Source organism: Paenibacillus marchantiophytorum, from assembly GCF_014640555.1.
Classification (GTDB): domain Bacteria; phylum Bacillota; class Bacilli; order Paenibacillales; family NBRC-103111; genus Paenibacillus_E; species Paenibacillus_E marchantiophytorum.
This window is the reverse complement of record NZ_BMHE01000012.1, coordinates 69469-89463: the sequence shown is the minus strand read 5'-3', so window position 1 is coordinate 89463 and position 19995 is coordinate 69469. Positions and strand designations below refer to the sequence as shown.

23 protein-coding genes are annotated in these 19995 nt (G+C 48.3%); 16 read left to right on the top strand and 7 right to left on the bottom strand.

Annotated features, from left to right (window positions below; genetic code table 11):
* Positions 1 to 11 precede the first annotated feature (11 nt).
* Positions 12 to 1082: a branched-chain amino acid aminotransferase gene (locus tag IEY34_RS14145; RefSeq protein WP_189012517.1), complete on the bottom strand. Its 1071-nt coding sequence runs from the start codon at positions 1080 to 1082 to the stop codon at positions 12 to 14.
* 124 nt (positions 1083 to 1206) lie between these two features.
* Between IEY34_RS14145 and IEY34_RS14140 the strand changes: the two genes are divergently transcribed.
* Both IEY34_RS14140 and IEY34_RS14135 read left to right on the top strand, forming a co-directional pair.
* Positions 1207 to 2112, top strand: a complete 906-nt coding sequence (locus tag IEY34_RS14140; RefSeq protein WP_189012516.1) for a LysR family transcriptional regulator — start codon at positions 1207 to 1209, stop codon at positions 2110 to 2112.
* A gap of 29 nt (positions 2113 to 2141) precedes the next feature.
* Positions 2142 to 3083 (top strand): TRM11 family SAM-dependent methyltransferase, encoded by a 942-nt coding sequence (locus IEY34_RS14135; protein ID WP_189012515.1) that lies wholly within the window; start codon positions 2142 to 2144, stop codon positions 3081 to 3083.
* 4 nt (positions 3084 to 3087) lie between these two features.
* Here IEY34_RS14135 and IEY34_RS14130 read toward each other — a convergent pair whose 3' ends face one another.
* Positions 3088 to 3696, bottom strand: a complete 609-nt coding sequence (locus tag IEY34_RS14130) for a DUF3298 and DUF4163 domain-containing protein (RefSeq protein ID WP_189012514.1) — start codon at positions 3694 to 3696, stop codon at positions 3088 to 3090.
* 693 nt (positions 3697 to 4389) lie between these two features.
* Positions 4390 to 4557: a hypothetical protein gene (locus tag IEY34_RS14125; RefSeq protein ID WP_189012513.1), complete on the bottom strand. Its 168-nt coding sequence runs from the start codon at positions 4555 to 4557 to the stop codon at positions 4390 to 4392.
* Positions 4558 to 4753: 196 nt separating this feature from the next.
* On the opposite strand from IEY34_RS14125, the gene IEY34_RS14120 reads away from it, so the two are divergent.
* Positions 4754 to 5326: a pyridoxamine 5'-phosphate oxidase family protein gene (locus IEY34_RS14120; protein ID WP_189012512.1), complete on the top strand. Its 573-nt coding sequence runs from the start codon at positions 4754 to 4756 to the stop codon at positions 5324 to 5326.
* A 3-nt stretch (positions 5327 to 5329) separates the two neighbouring features.
* Here the strand turns inward: IEY34_RS14120 and IEY34_RS14115 are convergent, their stop codons facing one another.
* The gene (locus IEY34_RS14115; RefSeq protein WP_189012511.1) at positions 5330 to 5722 is read right to left on the bottom strand and encodes an acyl-CoA thioesterase; all 393 of its coding nucleotides are present in this window, start codon (positions 5720 to 5722) and stop codon (positions 5330 to 5332) included.
* A gap of 209 nt (positions 5723 to 5931) precedes the next feature.
* On the opposite strand from IEY34_RS14115, the gene fumC reads away from it, so the two are divergent.
* Positions 5932 to 7326 carry a class II fumarate hydratase gene (gene fumC / locus IEY34_RS14110; RefSeq protein WP_268240129.1) on the top strand — a complete coding sequence of 465 codons (1395 nt, stop codon included), beginning with the start codon at positions 5932 to 5934 and terminating at the stop codon, positions 7324 to 7326.
* 162 nt (positions 7327 to 7488) lie between these two features.
* Here fumC and IEY34_RS14105 read toward each other — a convergent pair whose 3' ends face one another.
* Positions 7489 to 7902: a hypothetical protein gene (locus tag IEY34_RS14105; RefSeq protein ID WP_189012585.1), complete on the bottom strand. Its 414-nt coding sequence runs from the start codon at positions 7900 to 7902 to the stop codon at positions 7489 to 7491.
* A gap of 66 nt (positions 7903 to 7968) precedes the next feature.
* Positions 7969 to 8370, bottom strand: coding sequence for a YtxH domain-containing protein (locus IEY34_RS14100; RefSeq protein ID WP_189012509.1), 402 nt, complete (start codon positions 8368 to 8370; stop codon positions 7969 to 7971).
* A 258-nt stretch (positions 8371 to 8628) separates the two neighbouring features.
* On the opposite strand from IEY34_RS14100, the gene IEY34_RS14095 reads away from it, so the two are divergent.
* The 7 genes from IEY34_RS14095 to rsbW (IEY34_RS14065) all read left to right on the top strand — a co-directional run bounded on the left by IEY34_RS14095 (position 8629) and on the right by rsbW (IEY34_RS14065) (position 15806).
* Positions 8629 to 9765 carry a SpoIIE family protein phosphatase gene (locus IEY34_RS14095; RefSeq protein ID WP_189012508.1) on the top strand — a complete coding sequence of 379 codons (1137 nt, stop codon included), beginning with the start codon at positions 8629 to 8631 and terminating at the stop codon, positions 9763 to 9765.
* 141 nt (positions 9766 to 9906) lie between these two features.
* Positions 9907 to 11808 carry a 1,4-alpha-glucan branching protein GlgB gene (glgB, locus tag IEY34_RS14090; RefSeq protein WP_189012507.1) on the top strand — a complete coding sequence of 634 codons (1902 nt, stop codon included), beginning with the start codon at positions 9907 to 9909 and terminating at the stop codon, positions 11806 to 11808.
* 7 nt (positions 11809 to 11815) lie between these two features.
* Positions 11816 to 13000 (top strand): glucose-1-phosphate adenylyltransferase, encoded by a 1185-nt coding sequence (locus IEY34_RS14085; protein ID WP_189012506.1) that lies wholly within the window; start codon positions 11816 to 11818, stop codon positions 12998 to 13000.
* A gap of 14 nt (positions 13001 to 13014) precedes the next feature.
* Entirely contained in the window at positions 13015 to 14166 is a 1152-nt protein-coding gene (gene glgD / locus IEY34_RS14080) for a glucose-1-phosphate adenylyltransferase subunit GlgD (protein ID WP_189012505.1), read from the top strand.
* Positions 14167 to 14195: 29 nt separating this feature from the next.
* Positions 14196 to 14885: a hypothetical protein gene (locus tag IEY34_RS14075; protein WP_189012504.1), complete on the top strand. Its 690-nt coding sequence runs from the start codon at positions 14196 to 14198 to the stop codon at positions 14883 to 14885.
* Between the two features lie 130 nt (positions 14886 to 15015).
* Positions 15016 to 15348, top strand: a complete 333-nt coding sequence (locus IEY34_RS14070; protein WP_189012503.1) for an STAS domain-containing protein — start codon at positions 15016 to 15018, stop codon at positions 15346 to 15348.
* A complete protein-coding gene (gene rsbW, locus IEY34_RS14065) occupies positions 15345 to 15806 on the top strand; it encodes an anti-sigma B factor RsbW (RefSeq protein ID WP_189012502.1) in 462 nt (153 codons plus the stop codon). Before IEY34_RS14070 ends, rsbW (IEY34_RS14065) begins: the two co-directional genes overlap by 4 nt.
* A gap of 623 nt (positions 15807 to 16429) precedes the next feature.
* Here the strand turns inward: rsbW (IEY34_RS14065) and IEY34_RS14060 are convergent.
* Positions 16430 to 16888, bottom strand: coding sequence for a Dps family protein (locus IEY34_RS14060; protein ID WP_189012501.1), 459 nt, complete (start codon positions 16886 to 16888; stop codon positions 16430 to 16432).
* 163 nt (positions 16889 to 17051) lie between these two features.
* Here IEY34_RS14060 and IEY34_RS14055 point away from each other — a divergent pair, with 163 nt between their 5' ends.
* From IEY34_RS14055 to IEY34_RS14035, 5 genes are read left to right on the top strand one after another with little or no spacing between them, the layout of a single operon-like run.
* Positions 17052 to 17507: a DUF948 domain-containing protein gene (locus IEY34_RS14055; protein ID WP_189012500.1), complete on the top strand. Its 456-nt coding sequence runs from the start codon at positions 17052 to 17054 to the stop codon at positions 17505 to 17507.
* A 15-nt stretch (positions 17508 to 17522) separates the two neighbouring features.
* A complete protein-coding gene (locus tag IEY34_RS14050) occupies positions 17523 to 17894 on the top strand; it encodes an STAS domain-containing protein (RefSeq protein ID WP_189012499.1) in 372 nt (123 codons plus the stop codon).
* Positions 17891 to 18346 carry an anti-sigma B factor RsbW gene (gene rsbW, locus IEY34_RS14045; protein WP_189012498.1) on the top strand — a complete coding sequence of 152 codons (456 nt, stop codon included), beginning with the start codon at positions 17891 to 17893 and terminating at the stop codon, positions 18344 to 18346. Before IEY34_RS14050 ends, rsbW (IEY34_RS14045) begins: the two co-directional genes overlap by 4 nt.
* Positions 18343 to 19110: a sigma-70 family RNA polymerase sigma factor gene (locus IEY34_RS14040; RefSeq protein WP_189012497.1), complete on the top strand. Its 768-nt coding sequence runs from the start codon at positions 18343 to 18345 to the stop codon at positions 19108 to 19110. The genes rsbW (IEY34_RS14045) and IEY34_RS14040 overlap by 4 nt, the downstream gene beginning before the upstream one ends.
* A 12-nt stretch (positions 19111 to 19122) precedes the next feature.
* Positions 19123 to 19938, top strand: coding sequence for a PPK2 family polyphosphate kinase (locus tag IEY34_RS14035; protein WP_189012496.1), 816 nt, complete (start codon positions 19123 to 19125; stop codon positions 19936 to 19938).
* Positions 19939 to 19995 lie beyond the last annotated feature (57 nt).

Below are 19995 nucleotides of genomic sequence, written 5' to 3'. Positions count from 1 at the left end.
GCAAAGTATGCCTAACAAGTAACCAACCAGCTATGTGTATCCTCAATACGTCCGAACTGAATGCCCGTAATCGTATCATATAACCGATGAACCAGCTCGCCGATGTGTCCTTGGTTAATAACCATCGGTGTTCCCTGCCACAACAGACTGCCAATCGGAGAAACGACGGCTGCGGTGCCTGTACCGAATGCTTCCTCGAGTGTCCCGTTCTTATAGGCTTCAACGATGTCGTCGATGGAGATTTTTTGTTCCTTCACAGGAAGGCCCCAATCTTTCAACAGATGAATGATGCTCTTGCGGGTGATGCCTTCCAGAATACTGCCGCTTAGGCTGGGAGTAATAATTTCTCCATTAATTTTGAAAAAGACGTTCATACTGCCGACTTCTTCCAAATATTTTTTCTCCACAGCGTCCAGCCAGAGGACTTGAGCGCAGTTGTTTTCTTTGGCGATAGCTTGCGCATTCAGACTGGCTGCGTAATTGCCGGCAACTTTGGCGTTGCCTGTACCGCCCTGGACAGCTCTGGCAAAATGGCCTTCCACCAGAATATTAACGGGCTGAAGCCCCTCTTCATAGTAAGCGCCTACAGGTGACATAATGATAATAAAGGAATAGCGTGAAGAAGCACGCACCCCAAGACCTGCCTCCGTAGAGATAACAAAAGGGCGAATGTACAGCGATGATCCCTCTTTGCGAGGCACCCAGTTGGCATCTACGCGTACAAGGCTCTGAATGGCTTGGACGACGAAGTCTTCATCCAGAGATGGCATGCTCAAGCGTTCACAAGAGCGATTAAGCCGTTTGGCATTTTGGTCGGGACGGAACAGGACAATGTCTTCTTTATTTGTGCGAAAAGCTTTGAGCCCTTCGAACACGGCTTGCCCATAATGAAAAACCATCGCCGCAGGATCATGTGACAAAGGACCGTACGGGATAATCCGGGGATCCAACCAGCCCTGACCTTCCTCGTAATCCATCATAAACATATGATCGGTAAAATAACGCCCAAAGCCTAAGCTTTCATCTGGGCCAGGAATCGTTTTACAGTGAGGATTTTGCTCGAATCTGATGGTTCCATACATCGCGAATAACCGCCTTTCGTTCCCATGAGTGTATTCCTTCTACTATAGATAAATATCAATCATTGATCAATTCCGAATTATCAATTACCATCATAGGTAATAGCTATGATCGGTGGTGGCAACGATGGAGTATCGATTATTGGAATATTTTATGGCGGTTTGCGAAGAATTGCATTTCACCCGTGCAGCCGAAAAGTTAGGGATCAGCCAACCTACGCTCAGCCAACAGATACGCTTGATCGAGCATCGCGTAGGTTCGCCTCTTTTTCAGCGGATCGGCAAGAAAGTTTATATCACCGAGGCCGGAGAAATTTTGCTCAAGCATAGCCGAAATATTTTCCATGAATTGGATCAAGCGCAAGCTGCGTTGAATGAAATCCAAGGCATGCAGCGGGGAAAGCTGCGCATCGGCTGTTCCGGTAATCATTTGCTGACGGCGACGATTATGGCTTTTCATGCGCAGTATCCCAAAATTGAGCTATCGGTAACAGAACTTGCCACCGAGGAGACCAAAGAGGGGCTGCTGAATAATCAACTGGATATTGGCGTTGTTTTCCTGCCTGATGAGGACGAGCAGCTAGCGAGTATTCCTTTGTATAACGAGGAGCTGCAATTTGTGGTGTCGAGCAAGCACTCGCTGGCACAGTCGGATACGATCCCGTTAGCCGAGCTCGTACAACTTCCAGTAGCGATGATGCCAGGTAAGTTTTATGTGCGGCAAATGATGGATGAATGCTGCAAGAAGCATGGATTTGAGTGGAAGCCAACACTGGAACTGTCGACGTTGGAGTCGCTGCTTCAGATGGCGAAACAGAATGTGGTGGGCGTCATATTGCCTGGCTCGTATGTGGACAGCATTCGCAGCAGCAAGGATATTAGCAGCATTCCGATTGTTGATCCTATTCCGCAGAAGGATGTGGGGATTGTCTATCGCAAAGACATGCATGTGTGCAAGACGACGGATACCTTTATGAAGCAGTTGATCCAGCAGTTTGCGAAGAGCGGAACAACTGCTAACACAACGAAATAGAAAGTCACACGTTAAATGAGGGATGCAACATGAAATATATCTATACCTTTGCCTGCCATGAAGATGAGCAGGCGCTTTGTCTGCTGGAGCTGCGCAGTTTACTGGGCGCAGATGCTTTGTTTGGTGCGCGCTACGCAGTTAGCGCGCGTAAGGTTGAACCGAGCCGCAGCCCGTTCCTGAAGCTGCGGCTGGACGTTCTGGTCGAGGCCGGCAGTTTGCCGGAACTGGCCTCGCAGGTGGGGACGTTGGCGCCGCGGGAGGCAACGTTCAAGGTTGTGTTCGCGGAAACGGAAGCTGTGGTCCGCACGGACCGCCAGCGCGAAGTTGCACGCGAAATAGGCCGGCATCTCCGCGGCAAAGCGGAGCTGGAACGGCCGGAGATGTGGTTCGCCGTCACGGAGCTGGGAAGCCGGTGGGTGTTCGGCGAATGCAGCTACGGCGAAGCCGTGTGGCTTCAGCATCAGCAGAAGCCGCAGAACTACTCCACCGCCCTGAACACGCGCGTAGCGCGGGCGGTGGTGAACATTGCCGTGCCCGATATAGCGGGCGCCAAAGTCATTGACCCGTGCTGCGGCATCGGCACGGTGCTGATTGAGGCGATGTCGATGGGCATCGACATCGTGGGCACGGACATGAACCCGCTGGCTGTGCGCGGCGCGCGGGTGAATCTCACCCATTTCGACATGCCGGATGTGGTGCGTATTGCCGACATGCGAACGCTGGGTCTGGCAGCGGGAGATGAGGCGCGTTACGACGCCCTCATTCTGGACATGCCCTACAATCTTTGCTCCAAGCTGCCCGAAGATGAGCAGTTGGACATGCTTAGGGCCGCACGCCGCGTCGCCTGGCGCGCGGTTATTATCACGACAGAGCAGATTGATGCGCTCATCGAGCAGGCGGGTTTCCGTATCGATGAACGCTGTATCGTGCAAAAAAGCAATTTCAGCAGACAAATTATTGTCTGTGTTTAGTGTCTTAGTACAGCATTATGCCCAGTGGCCCTTCTTCCGCAATAATATCCTGTAGAGCGTACACAGAAATAGGAAAATAAAGAAAACCATATACATAAGCTGCCAGCTCATAGACTTGGAAATAAATGACTAGCGATTTATCGGCAATATAGAAATCTTGATCTGGACGAATCGTCTTAAAATCGACCAACAACGGGATGTCTCGTGTTTTGAGCTCGGCTTGAATCAACGCGCTTAACTTGCCGACATAGTCGCTGCCTGGTTTAAATAGATCTTTGAGGGCGTAAGATTTGCCAGTTTCCGTACTGAAAGTCAACGCATTCTGAATCGTAAGCCCATGGGCCCCGCCCGAGAACGTATAATTCCATAGCGTCAGACTGAGCACATTGCGCTCATTGGTTTTGATCTCATAGTAAGCTGTGACATCAGCCAGTGGATTCTTGGGGTAGCCTTGGTCGCTCAGTTGCTTATTGACCGCGTTGACTATCGCGGTATTCATGGCATGCTGGGATGTATAAGGCGTATGGTGGATAACTGAAGGGTAGAGCAGCTTTAATTGATTACGCAGCACCTGATTCGTTTGTATACTAACGGGTTGATCCAGTCCGTCCATTTTCTTCGACCATCCTTGTGTTTTTACTATATGTTATTCAGCGGATGGGCGTTTTGTTCATGGCTGACGGGGGCGTTTTTTGAGTAGGGGCCTACTGGTCAACCGAATAAGAGTCTTTGACGTCTCTTATTAGGTTTGAAAGGGACGATTTGACCAGAATAGGAGTCTCTTGGGACTGTTATTTGCGTTAGAAATGAGGAAAAAGCAGCCGCTTTTCGGAATAAGAGTCTCTGAAGACTTCTATCGGGCCAGAAAGGGACGTTTTGCCCCGAATAAGAGTCTTTTGGAGCTTTTATTTATTTATTGAAGTTAGGATTTTAGGAAGATGATGATTGCACCTATCAATAAGATCGAAAAACTGAGCAGATTGGCTTTTTTATCAAAGCTTCTTATTAGGAAAACAGTGGATAGCAATAACATGTAAATTGAAATGTTAAAGTCGCTTGAACCAGTAAGAGCTATAATCCCATAAATGATAACGCCTAATGTTAAAGGAATTTCAAAATAAAGGCTTGCACGCGTGCGGTTTTTATAGGGGTTAATAAACAATAGAAATCGCCTCCCTTCAGTAAAAGCTTATTCGATATATCTAAATTAGGCAAATAATGGAACAAACTAAAAAGAGCTTTCCCAAGGTCTCTAAAGACCATCTGGAAAAGCTCATCTGCGCTAGCTCGCGAAAATAAGATCAAATTACGATTGCTGCTCGGATGAATCTTCATCGGCAGTGGAGTTTGTCGTCGTATTTTGCAGAAGAGAGCTTAATTCCTCTACTTGTTGCTTGGATTGGCCGTCTTCCGCATTCGCCTCAGCGGCATTAATGGCATGACTCACCACATCATCACTGTTGTTTGTTGGCATGTTAGGTCACCTCCTCTAGGTTTCAACTAACTAAGTATGCCTCGAATGGCCTGGAAGTATGCAGAGGATTTGCAAAAGTAATGCAGCGGATCTTCTCTATAGGTAAATACTATAAAGCAATGTCTATTTAGGTATTTCACAAATAGTGCGTCGAGGAGCATAATAGAAGATATTGGGAAATGGAGGCGAAGAGACAATGGGGAAATCGTTCGAGGCGTTATTGCCGGAGCATGAACAGTTCATTGGCAAGCAGCACATTTTCTTCGTGGGGTCAGCCCCGTTAGCGGGGGATGGACATGTGAATCTATCGCCCAAGGGCCATGATGTCTTGCGAATTTTATCGACCAACGAAGTGGCTTATCTGGATTTGACAGGGAGCGGCAATGAGACGAGTGCGCATCTTGAAGAGAATGGGCGCATTACGGTGATGTTCATGGCATTCGAGGGGCCGCCGATGATTCTGCGGTTGTACGGGGTCGGCCGTGTTGTGCTGCCCGGTACGCAGGAGTGGGATACTCTCGTCCCAAGGTTCACTCTGCTGCCGGGAGCGCGTCAGATTATCGTCGTGGATGTTCATGAAGTCAAGACATCTTGCGGCTATAGCGTTCCTTTTTACAATTATGAGGGAGAGCGTCACACGCTGCAGAAGTGGGCTGCCCACCAAGGCGAGCAAGGTTTAAATGACTATTGGCAGCAGAAAAACATGATCAGTATGGATGGACTGCCAACACCGCTCGGACAAAAATTATCCACAGAGGCGCTGAATTAAACGTTAGCTAAAATGTTTCCGCAAAGCTTCGGGAGCTTCCACGCTTTTGCGTGTTGCGCTGTCCATCGTTACACTTGTGACAAGGGCATCTGCACATAAGTCGCCTTGCTTATTGATAATTTCTTGTTTCAGCACATAGCTGGAACGTCCCATTTTTTCAGGACGGCAGGTGATGGTCAGATCGTCTCCTTGTTTGCATTCTTTTTTGTAGTTAATGTTAATGTTCACCGTTACGGTTTGAATGCCCATCGCGCCAAAAGTATCATAGAATAGCTCCGCTTGCTCGTACCATTCCTCACGGCCCCATTCGAGGTATTCCAAATATTTGGCGTTGTTGACGTGACCATTCACATCGATTTCCGTCGATCGGACGACAATTTCTAGTCGGGTTTCCAAGGGGTGTCCTCCTTTGATTCACTAGCGCCTGCTTATGCGGGTGTTTTTTGTTAATTATAGCTTGTTGCTGAAGGAGAAAACCAGTCCGTAGCTCATAGTGTTCCATGTTTTGGGCAAAATAAGACTTATGTGTTTGACGATATCAGCAAGCTGGTTACCTTATTCTGTTGGGTTATGCCAGCATGACGAAGCTAAAGGAGGCGGTTCAGGTGACGCAAGAATATCGGATTGAAAAGGATACGATGGGGGAAATCAGAGTGCCTGTGGATAAGTTGTGGGGGGCACAAACGCAGCGCAGCTTTGAGAATTTCAAAATCGGCACGGAGCGGATGCCGGAGCGGTTGATTAGTGCTTTTGCGCTGTTGAAAAAGGCTGCTGCGCAGGTAAATCGCGAGCTTGGCGGGTTAACGCCACAGAAAGCCGAGGCGATTGCCCAGGCGGCTGATGAAATCGTGCAGGGACGCTGGAACGACGAGTTCCCGCTTGTAGTCTGGCAGACGGGCAGCGGTACGCAGTCGAATATGAACGTGAACGAGGTGATCGCTCACCGAGCAAGTGAACTGCTTGCAGGGGAAGGCGCTCAGCGTATTCATCCGAACGATGATGTGAATCGTTCGCAAAGCTCGAACGATACGTTCCCGACCGCGATGCATGTCGCCGGCGTCATCGCGGTAGAGCAAGAGCTGCTGCCAGCGCTGGAGCTTATGCAGGCGACTCTGCACAGCAAGATGGAGGCCTATGCCTCCATCGTCAAGATCGGCCGCACCCACCTGCAGGACGCCACCCCGCTGACGCTGGGGCAGGAGATAAGCGGCTGGTGGGCCATGCTCCAGCAGGCCGCGCGCATGGTGCGCAGCAGCGTCGACACGATGCGCGAGCTGGCTATTGGCGGCACCGCGGTCGGCACAGGGCTGAACGCGCATCCTGAATTCGGCGCGCGTGTGGCCGAAGCCTTGACTCGCGAGACGGGCACGCGCTTCGTCTCCGCGGAGAACAAGTTTCATGCGCTGACCAGCCATGATCAGATCGTTTACGCCCACGGCGCGCTGAAGGCGCTGGCGGCGAATTTAATGAAGATAGCCAACGATGTGCGCTGGCTATCGAGCGGTCCCCGCTGCGGAATCGGGGAGATCACGATTCCGGAGAACGAGCCCGGCAGCTCGATCATGCCGGGCAAGGTCAACCCCACGCAGAGCGAAGCGATGACGATGGTCGTGTGCCAGGTGATGGGCAACGATGCGGCCATCGGCTTCGCCGCCAGCCAGGGCAACTTCGAGCTGAATGTGTTCAAGCCCGTCATTATTCACAACTTCCTGCAGTCGGTGCGGCTGTTGGCGGATAGCATGCGCTCGTTCAACGATCACTGCCTCGCAGGCATGGAACCGAATCGCGCTGTCATTCAGCGCAATCTGGAACAATCGCTCATGCTGGTAACAGCCCTCAACCCGTACATCGGGTATGAGAAAGCGGCCAGCATTGCGAAGCAAGCCCATAAGGAAGGGCTGACACTGAAGGAGTCAGCCCTGCGCAGCGGCTACTTGACCGCTGAGCAGTTTGACAGCTATGTCCGTCCAGAGGATATGGTGCATCCTAAGACGCCGTAATCTGTTATACAAACGAGGCTGACTCAAAAGGTTGCAAACCTAGAGAGCAGCCTCTATTTTGTCTTGATTTTTTGGGGCAGCGGCCCATCTCACGCTCCACCGCCAACGGCCAGAAACCTCCAACTCCACATAAGTGGATTTGAAGGTTTCTAACCTCGTCCGCTACTGAATCGGATCGGGGATCATGTTCTGCTCAAGCAGCTCACTGTTCGTTTTCATGTGCTTCATCTCGTTGCCCAGCTTCTTGATCTCAGCCATGTCCTGAGCCATGGAGCTGTTGTTGGCCTCTTCCAGCGATTTGCTGGAAGAGCCGTTGCATAAGCGCTCAAGCTCAATGAGCTTGTCCAGAGCTGTTCGGCGGACTTCGAGAGGAACGAATTCGTTCTCTTGAAAGTCAGCTTCGTGGAAATGGACGGTCGTATTGCCATGTTCTGTCGTCAGTGTAGTTAACGTCAGGGGATAGGAAACGGATGTGGGTTCATGTTTGATGTTGATTTGATACACGGATTTCTCCGTATATGCCACACGTTCGAGTCCCATATTGGTTAATTGCTGATGCATGTTGTTTTTATCCATATTGCCTAACACTCCTTTCGGGCCTGCGGCCAAAAAAATTCGTCCTACCAGCCCGAGTCAGGGCTTTTAATGGCGGTTGTTGTTTGTGGACGTGGCAGACTGCAAGGACTCCGCTACCATGTCTTTGCTTTCTTTAACTTTATCGATCACATCAGAGGCTTGTTTGCCGATTTCCTGTGACTTTTCGCTCACGGTGGAAAAGATATCTTTGGCTGTGCCGCTAGCCGCAGCAGCGATATCTTGGGTAGTCTCGCATACGCTGGAGACGATTTCCTGGGTTTTTTGACCAACTGTCGAAGCTAGTTTACTTGTTTTATCGTTTAACGTACGATACGTATTGGAAAGGTCTTCACGTAATTCCGACCCCGCTTTAGGGGCGAGCAACAGGGAAGCTACAGCACCTACTGCTCCACCGATTACTAAACCTAACAATAGTCCGCCTTTATTTGTTGCGACTGTTTCACTCATGAGTCATCTCTCCTTCAAATGGGGTTTTTGGTTGTTTTGCCTCTTGGTAGAAAGTAACCGTCTTTCCCCCATTTGAAACAGGAAAAATTTAATTTAAATTCCCTTACATTATATTAACACCCAAAAGTTGATCGAATTCTGATTGAATTTTTCAAATTCGGGTAGTAGATAGAAGAACTCTAGCGATATTTACATTTAAAGTATGTTAAACTACGGTGAGGGTTTTTGTTAACTTTTACCCGAAAAGGGGTTAGAGCTATGAGCATTGTGATTGTTGACGATAACGCGACGAATTTACTTATCATTGAAAAAATTCTGCTTAAAGCCGGGTATACCGATCTCATGATGGTGTCTTCTGCCAAAGAGCTATATCACTTATTAGAAATGAATTCCCCCAGCACCTCGGAGGTATCCGTAGATTTGATTTTGATGGATATGATGATGCCGGAAATTGATGGGGTAGAAGCGTGCCGCACGGTACAAGCGGATGAACGGTTTCGAGATATCCCGATTATTTTCGTAACAGCGATGGGAGATTCGAATAAATTAGCGGAAGCTCTGGACGCCGGGGCGCTCGACTATGTGATGAAGCCGATTAACAAGGTAGAGCTGCTGGCTCGCATTCGCTCCACACTGCGTCTCAAGTTCGAGAAGGACTGGCATAAGGAACGGGATAAGCGGATTAAGTATGAGCTGGATCTGGCCAAACAAGTGCAGCGCAGCGTACTAAGCAGCCCTATCCAGGATGAGCATATTAACATCTCAGCGGTATACAAGCCTTCTTCAGAGCTTGCGGGTGATTTCTATGCGTGGTACCCGATTGGGCCGAACCGGTATGGTATTATTTTGCTGGATATGATGGGTCATGGTATTTCCTCGTCACTGGTTTGTATGTATATCTACTCGGCCTTGAAGGATACGATTACGAACATTTGTGATCCGGAGGGTGTGATTCGCGAGTTAAACTGCCGGATGAATCAACTGCATAAAGCGGATAATCTTATCAATTATTACTTTACGTCGATTTATTTGGTGTTGGATACGGAGAAGCGCACGATCGAATATGTGAATGCCGGACATCCAACAGGAATCGCTATTCTGGATGGCGAGGTCAAGCTGCTGACGGAAGGCTGTTGTGCCATCGGATTTTTCGAGGGAATTGAGATTACCAAAGGGGTTATTCCCTATAAGAAAGATGCACGGATTGTCTTGTTCACCGACGGTCTTTCGGAATGGCTTGACGATGAGCTGGAGGAAGGCATCAATAAAATTCAACGCAGCTTTCAGTCGATGCAAACGCACGATCCTGAGGGCATCATTGAACGCATTTATCCTTATACCAAAAGCGGTTCTCCCCAGGACGATATGTGCTTGGTGATGATCACAGCGACCTAATAAATTCTCCACCTAATTAGTTACAATCGATAACGCACTAGTTTATCCCAATCGGGAATAAAACTTGTGCGTTTTTTGTTTCAATAAGCACAAAGACGTGTAATAAGGAATATCAATCCAATCAGGATGGGAGGAATAGGGATGACGATGGTATCGGCCCCTACGACAGACGCTTTATACTTACTACACGAGGGTACACAGTATCAAAGCTATCAATTTCTAGGTTCACATGTGGAAGAACGAGATTCGGTTAAGGGAATTAACTTCGCTGTGTGGGCACCCAATGCCAAGCAAGTGAATGTATCGGGCAGCTTCAATGGTTGGGACGGCAGCAACCATAAGATGTCGATGTCAGGCGGGGTATGGACGCTTTTCGTTCCTGAGCTGGAAGAAGGAACTTTGTATAAATACGAGATCGTCACGCTGGATGACGAATGTTACTTGAAGTCAGATCCGTACGCCTTTCATACGGAACTTCGTCCTGGAACGGCATCCATTGTAACTTCTTTGGAAGGATATGAATGGCAGGATGAGGAGTGGCTGGCAACAAAAACCTCGAATCAATTTCTACAGCAGCCGCTATTGATTTATGAGGTGCATCTGGGAAGCTGGAAACGCAAGGAAGACGGAAGCTTCTACACCTACCTGGAGTTGGCGGACGAGTTGGTTGATTATGTTCTTGAGCGGGGGTACACGCACATCGAGTTGATGCCGCTTGAGGAACATCCGCTGGATGCTTCCTGGGGCTATCAGGTGACCAGTTACTTCTCCGTCACGAGTCGATTCGGGTCACCCAAGGATTTCATGCAATTCGTCGATCGCTGTCACCAGAAAGGCATCGGCGTCATTATGGACTGGGTGCCTGCCCACTTTTGCAAGGATGCTCATGGCTTAACCCGATTCGATGGGACCCCGCTGTATGAGTATGCAGACAGCCGCAAAGGGGAGAATCCCACTTGGGGGACGCAAATCTTTGATTATGGGAAGCCGGAAGTGCTTAGCTTCTTGATTTCCAATGCGTTGTTCTGGATGGATGTTTACCACATTGACGGTTTGAGGGTGGATGCGGTTTATAGTATTTTGACGTTGAACTTTGACCGTGAAGAAGAGGATCGGATTACGAATGAATTCGGCGGCGACGAGAATTTGGAAGGGATCGCTTTTCTTCAGAAGCTGAATGCGGTTGTGTTCTCCCGTTATCCCAATGCTTTGATGATGGCAGAGGATTCCAGCTCATATCCGGGGGTAACCGCTTCGGTTGAGCATGGCGGACTTGGTTTTAATTATAAATGGAACTTAGGTTTTACGTGGAACACGCTCGAATATATGAAGAAGAATCAAGCAGAGCGCTGTGAAGCGGAAGACCAATTGACGAATTCCTTGCTCGGTGCTTGGGATGAGAATTACATACTTCCGTATGCCCATGATGAAGTGGTTCATGACACCAAGTCGCTTCTGGGTAAAATGTCAGGAGATGACAACTGGCAACGTTTCGCCAATCTGCGTGTTCTCTACGCCTATATGATCGGTCATCCCGGTAAAAAATTGCTGTTCATGGGCAATGAATTCGGCCAGATGGATGATTGGAATTCAGAAAGTGCACTGCCGTGGAACTTGCTTGCGTTTGAGGAGCATCAGCAGTTCGCCAGCTTCGTCACGCATATGAACCATTTCTATGTGGGGGAAAAAGCGCTCTGGGAGCTCGATCACGACGCCAGCGGTTTCGAACCGATTGGAGAAGAAGATAAAAGCGACGGTCTAGTGATGTTCATTCGGAAAGCAGAAAACGAGGATGAGCATCTCATTATGATCTGTAATTTTAAAACGGAGAAGCACGAGGGTTACCGTTTGGGGGTTATGAAGCCAGGCAGCTATCAAGAAGTGTTTAACAGTGATAAAGCGGAGTACGGCGGGTCAGGCGTAGTAAACGATACCACGCTGCTTAGCGAAGAAAACGCCTGTCAGGGTCGCTCTTATAGCATTATGTTGAATATACCGCCACTTGCAGCAGTTGCAGTGAAATATATCCCACAGGAAGGATGAGATCAGGATGAAGAAGCAAGAATGTGTAGCCATGTTATTGGCTGGAGGAGAAGGGACTAGACTGAGTCCGTTAACGAAAAATATAGCTAAGCCAGCCGTTCATTTTGGCGGAAAATATAGAATCATTGATTTTACATTGAGCAATTGCCGCAATTCCGGCATTCATACGGTTGGGGTGCTGACGCAGTATAAGCCTGCTGTTTTGCATGCGCATATCGGCAATGGCGAAGCTTGGGGCATGGATGGCGATGCGGGCGGCGTCACCTTGCTGGAAAGACAAATTGGTGCTCCGAATGCCTATTCAGGCACGGCTGATGCGATTTACCAGAACTTATCCTATCTGCGTAAGCATAACCCCAGCTATGTGTTAGTGATATCCGGTGACCACATTTACAATATGGACTACAATGCGATGCTGGAGCATCATAAAGCTTCTGGCGCGGATGCAACGTTATCGGTTATTCCTGTGAAATGGGAGGAAGCCAGCCGCTTCGGAATTATGAGCACGGATGAATCGCACCGAGTGACCGGATTTGCCGAGAAGCCAGCTAAGCCAACCAGCAATTTGGCCTCCATGGGGATTTATATCTTTAATTGGGATGTGCTGCGCTCCACGTTAGAGATCGATGCGATGGATGACTCTTCCAGCCATGATTTTGGCAAAGATATTATTCCTGGACTATTGGAAGCGGGCGCTTATTTGTCAGCGTATCCGTTCGAAGGCTATTGGAAGGATGTCGGCACGATTGAAAGCCTCTGGGAATCGCATATGGACTTACTCGGTTACACGCCGACACTGCAATTGGATCATGAGAAGTGGCCTGTCTATACCAAGGAACGCAATTATGGCAAAAGCTTCGTGGCGCTTAGCGCTAGGGTGAATAATGCGGTAATCGGCGACGGCACGGATATTTACGGCAATGTGAGTCATTCCGTGCTGTTCGATGGCGTCAGAGTCGGAGACAATAGCCGGGTGTTAAACAGTGTTATTATGCCGGGCGTGCAGATCGGCAAAAATGCGCTTGTCCTCAACGCGATTGTCGGCGAAGGAACCATTATCAAAGATGGCGCGATTGTCGGGAAACCCGGTGGATCGGAGCTGACGGTGATTGGAGAAAAGGCCATCATTGGACGTCATTACCCAGCATCGATTCCAGCAGCGCTGACAGGTACTCGTGTGAATTTTGGCTAAAAGGAGGAGAAATCATGAAAGACGTTCTTGGTATGATTAATCTGATGGATGAACAGGATGATTTGTCGACGCTTACCCGCAACCGCTGTGTGGCGGCTGTGCCTTTCGCCGGAAAGTACCGCTTGGTTGACTTTGCGCTTTCCAATATGAGCAACTCGGGTATTCAGAAAGTTGTGGTGCTCGCCAACGAGAAGGCAGAATCACTGCTGGAGCACGTTGGCGACGGACAGGATTGGGGGCTGGATGCCTCGCTGGAGGGCGGGGTTTCGGTCCTTGCTCCGGTTGCTTTGCGCATCGATACAGCGGACAACTTCCGTACGCTGGAACATGGGGATCTTCTCCATCTGTACAGCCATTTGGATTATCTGAAATCTTGCCAGGAAACGTACATTCTGCTTGCGCCGAGCAGTGTGATCTACCGTTCCAATTTCGAGAATATGGTTGATTATCACCTCAGCAGCGGGGCAGAAATTACCGTCCTCTACAAACATTTAACCGAGATCGATCGTCACGCGCATATCGGACATGCGTATAATTTGGAGATGAATGATCATGGCCGTGTCGTCAGCGCCTCGCCAACCTACCATGCGCTGCCGAGTCTAGCCCCGCAGAATATCGATTTGGATACGATGGTGATCGAGCGCCGATTGTTAATTGATCTCATTGAGAAAAGCATGAAAAGCGGCAGCGAGATTTATTTGAAAAATGTCATTTGGGCGCATTTGGCCGATATTCATGTGCAAGGCTTTGCCAATCATGGCTATATCGCGATTATGGATTCAATCGATAGCTATTATGCTCACAGCATGCATCTTCTGCAGCCGCAGGGTTGGAAACAATTCATGATTAATCAGGAATCCGTGTATACGCGGAAAGAAGAAGAGCAGCAGACGGCTTGCCATCAACAAGCGTTGGTTCGCAACTCCTTTGTTGCTCCGGGCTGCCGGATTGAAGGCTATGTGGAGAACAGTATTCTCTTCCCAGGTGTGACGATAGGCAGTGGCGCCAGTGTCAAAAATAGCGTGATTATGCACGATTGCATCATCGAAGCCAGCGCGTATTTGGATCGGGTCATTTTGGACAAACAGGTTGTTGTGGAGAAAGGGGCCGTGTTGAGCGGACAGTATGCCCACCCCTTCGTTGCCGAGAAGAGCGGAGTCTTATAATCCATGAGGTGTGATGAGGAGGATCCGTTATGAATGTAATGATTCGTGAAAACGATATCAAGCTGCTTACACACGTAACAAGCTATCGACGCCGGTTTCTGAAGTTAGCTTTGTTCTCGCTGGCGATGACCTCGGCTTTGTTGTTTCTCAAAGGGGCGACTACGGAACGTATCGGTGAACCGGAAGTTATCCTTACACCAGCCGTCATCAGTATGCTGCCAGTGAGCTCGGACGCCGCGTTGATACAGCTCGATCCTCCTCCTCTTCTTGTGGCCCAAGAGGATGCCGGCGAAGCTGCTGTTAATCCAATGGCAATGACCAATGTCAGTTCTGCGGCTGCAACGCTGTTCAGTTTGGAGGGAATTTCTCTGGAGGATAACACAGCGGACGTAACGGCCAAGAAGGGACCTCCCTCCACCATTGTCGAAGATCCCCAATTCATCGGAGAAACGATCTACCAGTACCCGAATTTTAATGTAGGCTTCTATGAAGATGTCGTGTCCTTCGTCCAAGTATCGGCGACAGTCGGGCATATCCAAATCAATGATCAACAGATTCCATTAACGGTATCGGAGCTGAAACAATTCCTAGGTGAACCGGATTTCGTTGCTGAGGACGGGCTCGTATTTCAGCGAAGAGACACTTTGATTAAATTGTTTGTACAGCCGGAAACACAAGAACTTATTTCCGTTGATTATTACCATCTTTCGAGCACATAAGGGTGAAGCTGGCCGGCTACGGTCAGCTTGGCTATGTGTCAGAAGGATCATTTCTTTTTAATCGGAACTTGTGAAATTCTAGGGGTCTTGTTACTATTTAGAAGATGAATAACGTAAAGGAGTGTGGCTAATGCCAGCGGAAAAGTTCCAGGTTGATCGAGAAGAATTGGAAGAATCAATAGAGCTTCATATCAGAGGGGAGCTGGATTTGGCGGCAGCTTTAACATTCCGGCATGCCCTTGAAGAAGTTGTCCATCGGGCTGATAAAGCGTTAATCCTTGATGTTGGACAGTTAAGGTATATTGATAGCACAGGCATTGGTATTGTGGTATCGGCCTTGAAGATTCGGGATGAGCTGAAGGCGCCATTCGCAGTGCGCAATATTCCGTCCAGTATCAGAAAACTGTTCGATCTTACAGGAATTTCCGGATTCCTCAACGAAGGGATCGAAGGCAGAGCATGAATGTCGTTCGTTTGAAGATACCCGCTACTGCGGAATACTTAGATATAGTTAGACTCAGCCTGTATGGCGTCGCCTCCAAGTTAGGTTTCTCTTATGAAGATATCGAAGATATGAAAGTAGCGGTTTCGGAGGCTTGCAACAATGCGGTGCTTCACAGTGAGCCGCTGAGCGATCAGATAGGCCAGATCGAGATTAGCTACGAGGCGGAGGACGGCAAGTTCATTGTGAAAGTGAAAGATGAGGGCACCGGCTTCAACTATCAAGAGCGCAGCCAGCAAGCAGGTCCGCTAACGGGCAATTCGCCCAGCGATTTGCAGCCTGGCGGCCTCGGCATCTATTTGATGCAGGCGCTGATGGATGAGGTGGCAGTGAACACGGATGCCGGAACCGAGGTTACGCTCGTGAAATATGTGCAAACGCCAGATACTGGCTCCAAAACAAATGAACAATCTACATGAGGGTATAGATGCTGCCTTATTTTCAACCCATCGAATCACGCCCTCATGGTTGGGTACCCAGAGCGCAATCCTGGCTTACCTCGATTGAATTAGATCGCCAAAGTAGCCATTTTCTCGTGTATAAGCATCATACAGTTCATTAGAGTGACAGATGGATGTAGCGGGGGGGGCGACGACGGGGCTCGACCGTTAAAAGCAAAGGAGCTAAGCGTGTACAAGCCGCTTAGCTCCTTTTTCAAAATATAAGAGTTTATATGTATTGGAGTGAGCGCGGAGTTACTCCAGCCGCCCTGTGCGAACAGAGGGAGGGAACTACAGTCCGCTATTTTAGCCAAAAGTATCCATATCGCAGGGGTGAGGGAACTACAGTCCGCTATTTTGCTGTTTCAGGGCAACTTCAGCGTTTTTCGTGGAAATAAGACCCTGTAGTTCCGCTAATACCCCAGCATCCCTGCTATTTGCCTATATAGCGTCCTCTAGTTCCCTTAACAGGTTTTGCCGCTACTAAGAGGCTGATCTCTCAGGGCGGCGAAGCCGTTTTTCTTTATTTCAATCGAGCTGTCCCACTAATCCATTTTGTTACTTATCGGACAGCCTCTTTTTTATGCAACTCTTACTTCCATTTATTTCCCAAGGAATGCTTCCAGCATCCAGCTATGCTTCTCTAGTGAGGAGCGAATGCCAATGAGCAGATCCGCTGTAGGCTGATCCTTGCTCTCTTCAGCAAGTTCAATGCCTTCTGTGAGCTCGGAGCAGACCAGCGAGAAGTCGCTAGCCAACTGCTTGACCATTTGTTCCGCCGTTTCATCATTCTTCGCTTCCTTAACGGAAGCTGTATCCAGATGCTGCTTCAAGGTAGCTGTCGGAATAGCGCGAAGCGCGAGCATTCTTTCGGCGATTACATCCAGATGCAAGCCTACCTCATTATACAATTCCTCGAATTTGATATGTAGCGTGAAGAAGTTCTCGCCTTTCACATACCAGTGATAATTATGGATTTTCATATAAAGAATGGAGAAGTTTGCGACTTGTTTATCCAGAATGTCTGTAACTGGGTTTGCTTTGATTGCGACTTTGGCCATGTGAATCCCTCCACTTAATTTGTATAGTTGTTTATACATATAAGTACCCAGCAGCCCTGTAAGTGAAACAGTCAAAAAGAAAATTGAAATTTTCTGCACGCCCTGTTTCATCTTCGAACAATGAGGGTAACAATAAGTAATTAAGCAGACAGGAGTGATTCAAATGTTATTCCAAATCAGTGCGATTATTGCAGCCGTTGCGTTTGTATTTCTGGTCTTCTATTTAATACAAACCTTAAAGTCATTGAAGCATTCCTTGGATGAGATCACATCGACCATGGGCCAGATGAAGAATGAAGTGACACAAATCAGTTCAGAAGTACAGGATGTAATTCTCAATACGAATGAGATGGCCATAGATGTACGAGTTAAACTGGCTAAACTGAATCACTTGTTCAGCTCGGTGAATGATGTGGGTCAGGTCATTCACGAACTGACAACTTCGGTGAAACAATCCGCAACCAGCTTGCTCTCAGCTGTGAAGCAAACGAGTATAATGAAAGAAGGAGCAAAGCCTAACCACAAATGGCAAACGATCATTCAAGGCGCAGCGATATCCTTCGATATGTGGCAAAAAATGAAAGCAAATAAATCACCGCACGCCGGTGTTACGAAATAGGAAAGGGGTCATCTTGTGAACGCAATACGTAAATTTACCGTCTATAAGCAATCAAATGGCAAAGAAAATATGATCTATCTGAGTGGGGAACTTGATCTGTCCGCGGCATCGGAACTGGCCGCTGTGCTTGATTCCGTCGTGAACCTGGAAGACCAAAGTCTTATTCTGGATTTAAGAGAACTTCGCTATATTGACAGTACGGGAATCGGCATGTTTGTCTCAGTGCTTAAAGTGAGAGCAGCTATGCAAGCCGCATTCCGAATTCAACACATTCCTGCCAAAATTCAACGTTTGTTTGACTTAACAGGCGTATCCAGATACTTCGTGAATGGTGATCAACAGTCAGCCAATCAGCGTGCAACAGAAAGGAAAGAAGAAATCATATGACACCATACATCGGACTTACTATACCTGCGAGGGCGGAATATTTGGATATTGTTCGCCTTACCCTATACGGTGTTGCTACCAAAGCCGGCTTCTCTTTTGAAGATATTGAAGATATGAAGGTAGCCGTTGCGGAAGCATGCAATAATGCTATTCTTCATGCCTACGAGGATCAAACAGGCACGGTAGACATCCAATTCGAGCATAGCGATGGCTATCTGAAAATTTCCGTTAAGGATGAGGGCAATAGTTTTAACTATGTTCAAACGGATCCGGACGAAGCGACGCTTCATCACAAATCGATCAGTGAAGCCACAGTTGGCGGGTTAGGCCTCTTTCTGATGCAAGCGCTGATGGATGAAGTTCAAGTACTTACGCACAGCGGGAGAGGAACTGAGGTTATTTTGTTGAAACATATAGCAGGGCAGCTGAATAGAAAAGAGGAAATGGTATGAATGCCAATGCATCATCCTCAAAGCCTTTATACGAAATGTATTTGAAGATGAAGATCTACAAAGAAACAGCTTGCCAAGAGACGGCTACGGCACTGCTGCTGCACTATGAACCTATTGTTCGTATGGCAGTTGGCAAAATGTCGCGAAGCCGTCCTGATTTGTATGAAGATCTATTTCAAGTCGGTCAAATGTCGATGCTGCGGCTTTTCACGCAATATGACAGCTCTATGGATATCCCATTCGAAGCCTATGCGATGAAAAGTTTGATCGGTCACCTCAAAAATTATTTGCGTGACAAGTCATGGTACATACAGGTTCCAAGGCGTATTAAGGAAAAAGGCTCCATGGTCCAAAGGGCATTGGATGAACTGACGGTCAAGCTTGAGCGCTCACCTAGCATTGACGAGATTGCTGCTTATCTGGAGCTCAGTTCCGAAGAAACCATCGAGATTCTGGCGGGCCGTGACTACTATAATTACACGTCGCTGGATACACCTCTTACAAGTGAAGGCGACAGCGCCACGATTGGCGATATGATTGCTGGACCAACAGATGATTACACATCACTGGAGAGACGGATGGATTTGGAAGAGGCCATGAATTGCTTGAAGCAAGAAGAGCGCACCGTCATTGGCCTCATCTACCATGAAGGGCACTCACAGCGGCAAATCGCCGATCAACTAGGAATTTCCCAAATGAGTGTATCCCGTATCCAAAAACGGGCAATAGATAAATTGAAGGCCGTTTTGATAGAGAATTCATAAGGGGGCGTGCTGATGCTAAACAGCCAATTTCGTTTGGAGCATGGGAAGAAAGTAAAGCTAGCGCAAATCGATCCCAATGAAACGGGGAGTGTTCATGATCGGGAAGAGGCTGAGCCGAACATCGAGCGTTTGAAGGAACGCTTGGAAGCCTTGCAGAATGTCTTATACGCGGGCAAGCAGCAAGCGGTACTCTTCGTTATCCAAGGCATGGATTGCAGCGGCAAGGACGGTGTCGTCAAGCGTGCGCTTGGCGGCCTGCATCCGCAAGGGTTTCAAGTGAACAGCTTCCGTACGCCTACGGAGGAAGAGGAAGCTCATGATTTTCTCTGGCGGGCTCACAAAATTGTGCCTGCCAAAGGCATGATTGGGGCTTTTATTCGCTCGTACTATGAGGATGTCCTGATTACAAGAACCCATAAGTGGATCAGCGAGTCGGAAGTGAAGAAGCGATTTAAACATATCAACCGTTTTGAGAAATTGCTAGAAAGCAGCGGTGTGAAAATCGTGAAGATTTTCTTGCACATTTCCAAAGATTTTCAGCTGGCGAAGCTGCGCAATCGGTTGACTGATGAGACGAAGCGCTGGAAGTTCGATAAGAATGATCTTGTGGAACGTGAATCATGGGGGGCATACGAGCAAGCCTATGAGGACGTGTTTAGACAGTGCAGCTCCGAATCGGCGCCGTGGTATGTCGTTCCTGCGAACCATCGCTGGTACCGTGATTTGGCCGTCCTGCAAATTGCAGTGGACGCTCTGGAAAGCATGAATCTAGCGTATCCGCCATCGGATCTAGAGCTGGATCAACTGCTGGATCAGTTGCAGGAATAATCAGAGATTTTCTCTATTAGCTCCCTGAATGTGGTATAGTGAGAGTAGTAGAATGTT